The sequence below is a fragment of the Lentilactobacillus sp. TOM.63 genome (genome assembly GCF_030361045.1).
GTDB lineage: Bacteria > Bacillota > Bacilli > Lactobacillales > Lactobacillaceae > Lentilactobacillus > Lentilactobacillus dabitei.
In genome coordinates, this window is the sequence record NZ_JAUCAP010000095.1 from 1 (window position 1) to 7,828 (window position 7,828).

Annotated in this window: 8 protein-coding genes and 1 other annotated feature; all 8 genes read right to left on the reverse strand. The window is 40.6% G+C overall.

The window, feature by feature from the left end:
• Positions 1–171 precede the first annotated feature (171 nt).
• The 8 genes from QUF07_RS12535 to QUF07_RS12570 all read right to left on the reverse strand — a co-directional run bounded on the left by QUF07_RS12535 (position 172) and on the right by QUF07_RS12570 (position 7,684).
• Positions 172–483: a HesB/YadR/YfhF family protein gene (locus QUF07_RS12535; protein WP_217164064.1), complete on the reverse strand. Its 312-nt coding sequence runs from the start codon at positions 481–483 to the stop codon at positions 172–174.
• A 173-nt stretch (positions 484–656) separates the two neighbouring features.
• Positions 657–1,133, reverse strand: a complete 477-nt coding sequence (gene greA, locus QUF07_RS12540; protein ID WP_056982657.1) for a transcription elongation factor GreA — start codon at positions 1,131–1,133, stop codon at positions 657–659.
• 20 nt (positions 1,134–1,153) lie between these two features.
• Positions 1,154–1,828 carry a uridine kinase gene (gene udk, locus QUF07_RS12545; RefSeq protein WP_217164062.1) on the reverse strand — a complete coding sequence of 225 codons (675 nt, stop codon included), beginning with the start codon at positions 1,826–1,828 and terminating at the stop codon, positions 1,154–1,156.
• A 24-nt stretch (positions 1,829–1,852) separates the two neighbouring features.
• Positions 1,853–2,980: an endolytic transglycosylase MltG gene (gene mltG, locus QUF07_RS12550; RefSeq protein WP_289427696.1), complete on the reverse strand. Its 1,128-nt coding sequence runs from the start codon at positions 2,978–2,980 to the stop codon at positions 1,853–1,855.
• A 44-nt stretch (positions 2,981–3,024) separates the two neighbouring features.
• Positions 3,025–5,436 carry a phenylalanine--tRNA ligase subunit beta gene (gene pheT / locus QUF07_RS12555; protein WP_289427698.1) on the reverse strand — a complete coding sequence of 804 codons (2,412 nt, stop codon included), beginning with the start codon at positions 5,434–5,436 and terminating at the stop codon, positions 3,025–3,027.
• Between the two features lie 4 nt (positions 5,437–5,440).
• Positions 5,441–6,490, reverse strand: coding sequence for a phenylalanine--tRNA ligase subunit alpha (gene pheS / locus QUF07_RS12560; RefSeq protein ID WP_217164056.1), 1,050 nt, complete (start codon positions 6,488–6,490; stop codon positions 5,441–5,443).
• Between the two features lie 47 nt (positions 6,491–6,537).
• Positions 6,538–6,761 (reverse strand) — a binding site (T-box leader).
• 37 nt (positions 6,762–6,798) lie between these two features.
• On the reverse strand, positions 6,799–7,149 hold the full coding sequence (locus QUF07_RS12565; RefSeq protein WP_217164054.1) for a winged helix-turn-helix transcriptional regulator: 351 nt from the start codon (positions 7,147–7,149) through the stop codon (positions 6,799–6,801).
• A gap of 28 nt (positions 7,150–7,177) precedes the next feature.
• Positions 7,178–7,684 (reverse strand): HD domain-containing protein, encoded by a 507-nt coding sequence (locus tag QUF07_RS12570; protein WP_056982650.1) that lies wholly within the window; start codon positions 7,682–7,684, stop codon positions 7,178–7,180.
• Positions 7,685–7,828 lie beyond the last annotated feature (144 nt).

Below are 7,828 nucleotides of genomic sequence, written 5' to 3' on the forward strand. Positions count from 1 at the left end.
CAAAAAGAGCCCTAATCACAAAGTGATTAGAACTCGAATTTAGTTTCACCAACAACAGTTGACGAAGAGCCTGAATTTCGAGATCAAGATTAGAATTAATTAAACACCAAAAGTGCCAGTGGCCTTGGAGACGCAATTGTCTTCAAGGCCACTGGCACTTTTGGTAGTTGTTTAAAGTTCACCGTTAGCTTCGTAGGTGTAAACGACATTTTCTGGATCCTTTTTTGGATCGAAATCGATTTTTAAGTCATACCCTTTAAAGAACCAACGGTCATCTTCGTCAACAAAATAGTTAATGCCATCTTTATTGGTTTTTGTGTACACTTTCTCAGGATCATCATCCCTTGCCAATGCTAACGAAAAGCCATCATGAACCGGCGTTTTTCCGTATACTTTTCCGTAAAAACGAACCCCGTTTCCGTTTCCCAGCCCCATTTCTCGTTGGAACCATTTACTGGCTGAATCCGTAACCTCAATCTTCATTTTGAGTCACACTCCTAATCAAATTCGAAATCGCCACGCTTTTAGTATATCATCGTCATTGAATTTCACAAACCTTTTGAATGGCGTGATTGGGTTACAAAAAAGCTTGAGCAAGGATTATATTGCTCAAGCTTTTTTAACTATTGATTTACTTTGTGAAATGAAAGGTTAACCTACTCAACCTTCAAAATCTTCACTTTCATATTTCCTGCGGGAATTTGAATGACAACTTCTTCATTCAGCTTATGCCCAAGCAATCCTTTGGCAATTGGTGAATCGTTTGAAATCTTGCCAGACATTGGATCAGCTTCCGCAGCACCAACGATTTGATAAGTTTCAGGCTCTTCATCGGGTAATTCTTTGAAAGTGACATGCTTACCAACTGTCACTTCATCTTTTTCACTGGCATTGGAGTCAATGATTTGAGCATATTGTAGCATATGCTCAATTGTATTAATTCGGCTTTCTAACATGCTCTGTTCGTCTTTAGCAGATTCGTATTCAGAATTTTCGGACAAATCCCCGTAACTCCGGGCAATCTTGATTCGTTCGACCACTTTTGGTCGTTGATTTACTTTCAGGTCTTCCAACTCTGCTTTGAGCTTATCACGGCCCTCTTCAGTCATTGGATATGATTCTTGTTCAGCCATTGGTATTCTCCTTTGATCGATTAAATTGTAGAATCGATATTATTGTTAATTTGTTTGTTACCACGTTTCATTAAAATAGACCGAATCTTCGTTGTCAAGAGATCAATGGCAACTTGGTTCTCGCCACCCTCGGGAACAATGATATCAGCATAGCGCTTAGTTGGTTCAACAAATTGATGATACATTGGTTTAACAGTTGTCAGATACTGGTTAATCACACTATCTAATGATCGACCGCGCTCTTTAGTATCACGTTCAATCCGCCGAATTAATCTGATATCATCATCCGTATCAACAAAGACTTTAATGTCCATTAAATCACGTAATCGCTGATCGTCAAGTAGCAAAATGCCTTCAAGAATAATGACTTCTCGAGGATCTTGGTGAATTGTCTGATCACTTCTGGTAAACAGATTGTAATCATACACGGGCTTTTCAATCGGTTGATAGTGCAATAATTGAGTTAGCTGTTTAACTAATAAGTCATAATCGAATGAATTGGGGTGATCATAATTCACTTGTTTTCTTTGAGCCATCGTCATATTGGATTGGTCGTTATAGTAGGAATCCAACTGCAAAATCATGATTGAATAGTTTGAAAGTTGATCAAAAATCTTTCGGCTAACAGTTGTTTTACCACTACCCGAGCCACCGGTTACGCCGATGACGACCGGTCGTTTATCTGGAGTCGTCATTAAATAATATCCCTTTCAATTACATTACTTGTCTTTCTTACTTGGTGAGTGCTTGGCAATTTGCTCCTGATGCTGAGCATACGTTGTTGAGTAATAAACTTTTTGCGTTTTAGTATTGGCAAAGAAGTATAAGTAATCCTTTGACCGGTCCAATGGATGCAGCACGGCGCTGATGGAACTGATGCTTGGACTATCAAATGGTCCCGGGCCAAAGCCGGCATTCACATAAAGATTATAAGGTGAATCGACTTGTAAATCTTTGGCAGTTAACGTCTTATTGTTTCTGTGAATTGCATACAGAACGGAAATGTCTGACTGAATTGGCATATTAATCCGAATTCGGTTCAGAAATACGCCGGCCATCTTTCGCCGATCAGTCTGGTTGACGCCTTCACGCTCAATTAAAGATGCCAAAGTCATAAATTCTTGAAGGGTCATTTTGGATTTCTTGATCTTTGGATAGTATGGCATCAACACTTGGTTAGTTTTGGCAACCATTTGCTCAACTAATGCTTTGAGTGATGTGTTCTTCTTAACCTCATAAGTTGCAGGATACAAATACCCTTCTAAGCGGTAACGAACACCTTGTGACTTCATCGCAGATGCCAGCAACTGAGGATAACGTTTAGCCAACTGGCGAATGAAAGCCTTATCCTTCATCAGTGAAATGAAATCATGTTCTGAGAAATCAGTTGTGGCAGCAACTTGCTTGGCAATTTGATCAATATTCAATCCTTCGCGGACTAATAATTTTCCTTTCGTGCTTTGGATTGGTTGATCAGTTCCACCTTGTTGTAGTCTGACCGCAATTTTTTTCAGACTCATGGCCGGGGTCAGCTGATAATAGCCAGCCCGGAAATTAGCCATATTGTTTGATTTGACATAATAGTCAAAAACCATGCCACTTTTGACAATTTTATTGTTTTGCAAAATAGACCCAATTTGTTTATTGGATGCCCCAAGCGGGATGTGAACCTGCTTGACGGCGGTATCCTGAGGATTTAACGGTCGTAATGCCTCTTGGAAAAAATGGTAACCCATAAATCCGATTGTAACGGCTAAGATAACAATTAACGTAATGACGGAAATAATGATCCTGCGCCCAAGGCTTCGATTGGGCTTTGGAGTTCGTTGATTTGAGTTATTGCTCATCGGAAGCTCCTCCTTCTACATACATCTTCATTATAAGTTCGAAACTACCTAATTTCCGCATTTAAGTCAGCTGTTAACCGTTTTTTAATCTTTTCAAAGGCTGCATTGACCACTTCGTCTTTAAGCGTTTCACGAGGGTTGACGTAAGTTAATGAGTAGGCCATTGACTTCTTACCGTCAGGAACGTTTTCACCTTCGTAAACATCAAATAAACGAATTGCCGAAAGATAAGCACCGCCACGTTTATTCATAACAGCCACAATTTCATCGTTGGTTGTTTCACTATCAACAATCATTGAAATATCTCGTTTCACTGAAGGATACTTGGCAATTGGTTGATATTGATCGTCATTCTTTGGTAAATCGATTAAGGCCTGCATGTTCAATTCAAAGGCATAAGTTTCTTTGATCTTAAACATTTTGGCGATTTGGGGATGAATTTGACCCACAAAGCCCACATTATGGCCATGGATTGAAATGTTGGCTGTCCTGCCGGGATGCATCTCCGGATATTGATCAGTTGCACTATATGCAATTTCACCTTTAATCCCAAGGTTTACGATAAACTGATTGACCATGCCCTTCATTAAGTAAAAGTCAGCTGGTTTGACGTGATTGTTCCAAGCAGGGTCGGTGAGGTTACCCGTAATGACACCAGCGACATGTTCAACTTCTTCAGGCCTAATTTGGTCAGCAGAATCTTTGTAAAATACCCGACCAGTTTCGTAAAGAGAAACATCGTCTACTTTGTGGGCGTGGTTGTATGCAACGTCATCCAACAAGCCTGATACCAGATTCATTCTTAATGTCGTGTGATCCTGGGTCATGGGCCAAAGCAACTTAGTTGGTTCAGAATCACGCATCAAGAACATCTTGGCTTTGGCATCAGTTGTTAATGAATATGAAATGGCTTGAGTGAGACCAATTCCTTCCAGAATTTGGCGGGAAGCTCGCTGCAGACGTTGTGTAGATGTTAAAAAACCAATTGTTTGGCGACCAGTTGGTAACGTAACTGGCAGGTTATCATAGCCATAAATTCTGGCAACTTCCTCAAACAAGTCTGCATCAATATGAATATCCCATCTGCGGGCAGGCACCGTCACAGCCAGTGTATCTCCGTGTTCAACACTCGGAAATTCAAGTCGATCAAAGATGCGCTTGATTTCTTCAAGCTTCAGTGAAGTCCCAAGAACATGATTGGCTCGCTCAGCCGTGATTGAAATAACCGGTAATTCCGGATGGTATTCGCTTGCAGTCACAATTCCCTGGGCGATCTTACCGCCTGCTAACTGTTTAATCATGCTTACGGCTTCGTTTAAAGCATCTTCAACGCCATCTGGATTAATTCCCCTTTCGAATCGTTGTGATGCCTCTGAATGCAATACATGCCTCTGGGCAGTCTTTCGAATGTGGAAAGAATCAAAAATAGCCGATTCAATGACAACATTCTGCGTATCATCATCAATTTGGGTGTTAAAGCCACCCATGACACCTGCTAAGGCAATCGGCTGATCATTATCGGCAATAACCATGTCATCTGGGGATAATTCATGCTCATCTTCATCCAGAGTAACCAGTTTTTCACCCTTTTTAGCATTGCGAACCACAATGTCGCCATCAATTTTATCCTTATCAAATGAATGTAGTGGCTGTCCATACTTCAACAAAATATAATTAGTCACATCAACAACGTTATTTATTGGCCGAATGCCAGCGTTCCATAAGGTAATTTGAAGCCAAGTTGGACTTGGGGCAATTTTAACGCCTTCGACAACCCGCAATTTGTAAGCCTTAGCTAAACCGGCATCTGCGGTGGCCTTGATTTCAGCGTTAGCATCTAACGACTGATCTTCTTCTACACTCGGCTTTTTGATCTCTGGTTTCTGATCGTAGATTGCAGCAAGATCATGAACGGTTCCAATGATGCTTAACATGTCACCACGGTTTGGGGTGACATCCAAGTCAATAATTGGATCGTCCATTCCTAAATAATGATAGATCGGCTCACCAACTGGAACATCATCATCAAATACATAAATTCCGTCCGCCCATTCCTTTGGAACAACATCCTTTGAAAAACCAATTTCATCGAGCGCACAAATCATTCCTTCTGATTCAACGCCCCGCATCTTTGAACGTTTGATCTTGACGTTACCGCCAATGCGAGAATTGGGCAAAGCCACGATGACCTTTTGACCAGCATCCACGTTGGGAGCGCCACAAACAATTTGGAGCGGCTCATCTTCACCCACATCAACTGAACAAATGTGTAAATGGTCGGATTCTGGATGCTTCTTCATCGATAAAATGTGGCCAACCACTAACTTTTTGAGGCCATCTTCTGCAACGGTCACTGAATCAACCTCAACGGCAGTTCGTTCGATCTTTTCAGCTAAGTCCTTGGCAGGCATATTAAGATCTAAGTACTGTTTTAACCAATTATAAGATACTTTCATTATGTTAATTACCCCTCTTACTGAATTGATTTAAGAAGCGGACATCATTCAAATAAAAGTCTCGGATATCGTCCACACCATATTTAAGCATTGCAAATCGATCGGGGCCGACACCAAACGCAAATCCACCGTAAACATCTGAATCTACGCCCGCCATTTTCAAGACATTTGGATGAACCATTCCGGCACCTAAAACTTCGATCCAGCCTGTGTGCTTACAAACGTCACAACCTTTACCCATACAGTTAAAACAGGTGACATCAACTTCAACTGAAGGTTCGGTAAATGGGAAGTAGCTTGGCCGCAACCGGATATCAAACTTATCACCAAAGATATTCTGCGCCATGGTAATCAACGTACCCTTGAGGTCCGCCATTGTGATGTGTTCATCGATAACCAGCCCTTCAACTTGATGAAATTGATGAGAATGGGTTGGATCATCCGTGTCTCGACGATAGACAATCCCAGGAGAGATCATCTTCAAAGGTCCCTTGGAAAAATCATGTTTCTCAAGTGCTCTGGCTTGCATAGGTGAAGTTTGCGTTCGCATTAAGATTTCCTTACTCAAATAAAAGGTATCCTGCATATCTCTTGCAGGATGGTTTTTAGGTAAGTTCATCATTTCAAAGTTATACTTATCCTCTTCAACTTCAGGACCAGTCAAAACTTCATAACCCATTCCCAAAAAGAGATCGACGATTTGGTCAATAATTTGTTGAATCACGTGTGGTTGACCTTGAGCAACCGGCTTGCCAGGCAGCGTCACATCAATTTTTTCAGCGGCCAATTGCTTGTTAAGCTGAATGGTTTCCAGTTGATCACGGTGTTGTGCAACAGCCTCAGTAATCGCATCCCGAATTTTATTTGCATAACTTCCAACTTCCGGGCGTTCTTCTGGCGTCAATTCCTTGATCCCGCGTAACGCAGCGGTAATTGGGCCTTTCTTACCGAGTAGATGAACCCTGATCTCATTTAACGCTTTTAAATCATCGGTCTGACCAATATCAGCCAGTCCTTTTTCTTTAATCTCGGACAATTTATCCCGTAAAGACATAGTATCCCTCCAAAGTTTATTTTTAAGCACAAAAAAAGCCTCGCCCACAAAGGGACGAAGCAACGCGGTACCACCCTAATTTGCCATTCGAACAGAATGACACACTTAATATATCTTTAACGGTGACTACCGGAAATTTTTCGTTATTAAATGATAACTCCCAATTTCAGCTCGAAAAATGAATTCGTGAAACAACTTTACTCTGTTCACACCAACCACAGAGTCTCTGGATAAAGCCATAACCTACTACTTTTTTCTCAAACACATTACGTTAATGAATAATAAGCTAAAATAAAAAAATGGTCAAGCTACTTTTTCAAGCTTGCATACCATTTTTCAGACCAAGAATGAATTGAATGCATAATTGGTGCCAATTCTTCTCCTTGTTCTGTCAACGAATATTCAATTAAGGATGATTCCGGATACTCATGACGGTCAAGAATACCATCTTGTTCCAGTTCTCTTAAACGCTCAACCAGAACGCGATCACTGCACTTTGGAATTTGTCTTGCCAGTTCCCGAAAACGCATGGTACCTTCCTGCAAGAGAACATCAATAATTAGACCATTCCATTTCTTCCCAAGAAACGAAAAAGTCTTTTCAAATTTAGGACAAAGATAATAATGAACTTCATCTTCCAACCCAACGGCTTGTTTCATAATATCCCCCCAATCTAATCAAAAATGGTTACTTGCTGGTTGAAATCCGATGAACACGATTCTTAAAGTCATCATACTTGACCTTAACAGGGCTCATGAATTCATGAACCGCTTCGTAATCATCTACTAAAGAAACTATAACACTTTCTTCATACTTTGGTCTAGCAAGTGTTAACCCCCACATGTGTTTGAGGATAATATCCTTTTCAATTGGAGAAAGCTTGGTGATCTTTTCGGCGTTCCTTAAGGCAACTCGTGGGTGAACAAATGCATGAGAACCAAGGTCAAACTTGGTTGTTCTCCAATCGTAGAAGAACAAATCATGAAGGAGTCCTGCCCGCGCAACTGCCCGATAGTCCAAGCCACGTCTTTTAGCAATCTTATAACTATCAAAAGACACAGCTAAAGAGTGCTCTAACCTGGTTGAATGATGATGTTGTTTGTAATTTGCTAATTTTTTGACAGTATCATTCGCCAACAAATCAGCAACTATTGCGCAATACTCGGAATCATTTTTCCATTCATCCTTTTGCATGTAATTCCCCTTTACCTTTTATTAATTGCTATAATACATGGTATTGTAAGAAAGATCAATTAAATTGTTCCTGAATTATTCATAGTTCATTAAAAGCCCGTCAGTTTTCGTGTTTTTTCGAAAACTGACGGGTATGTTTTTATC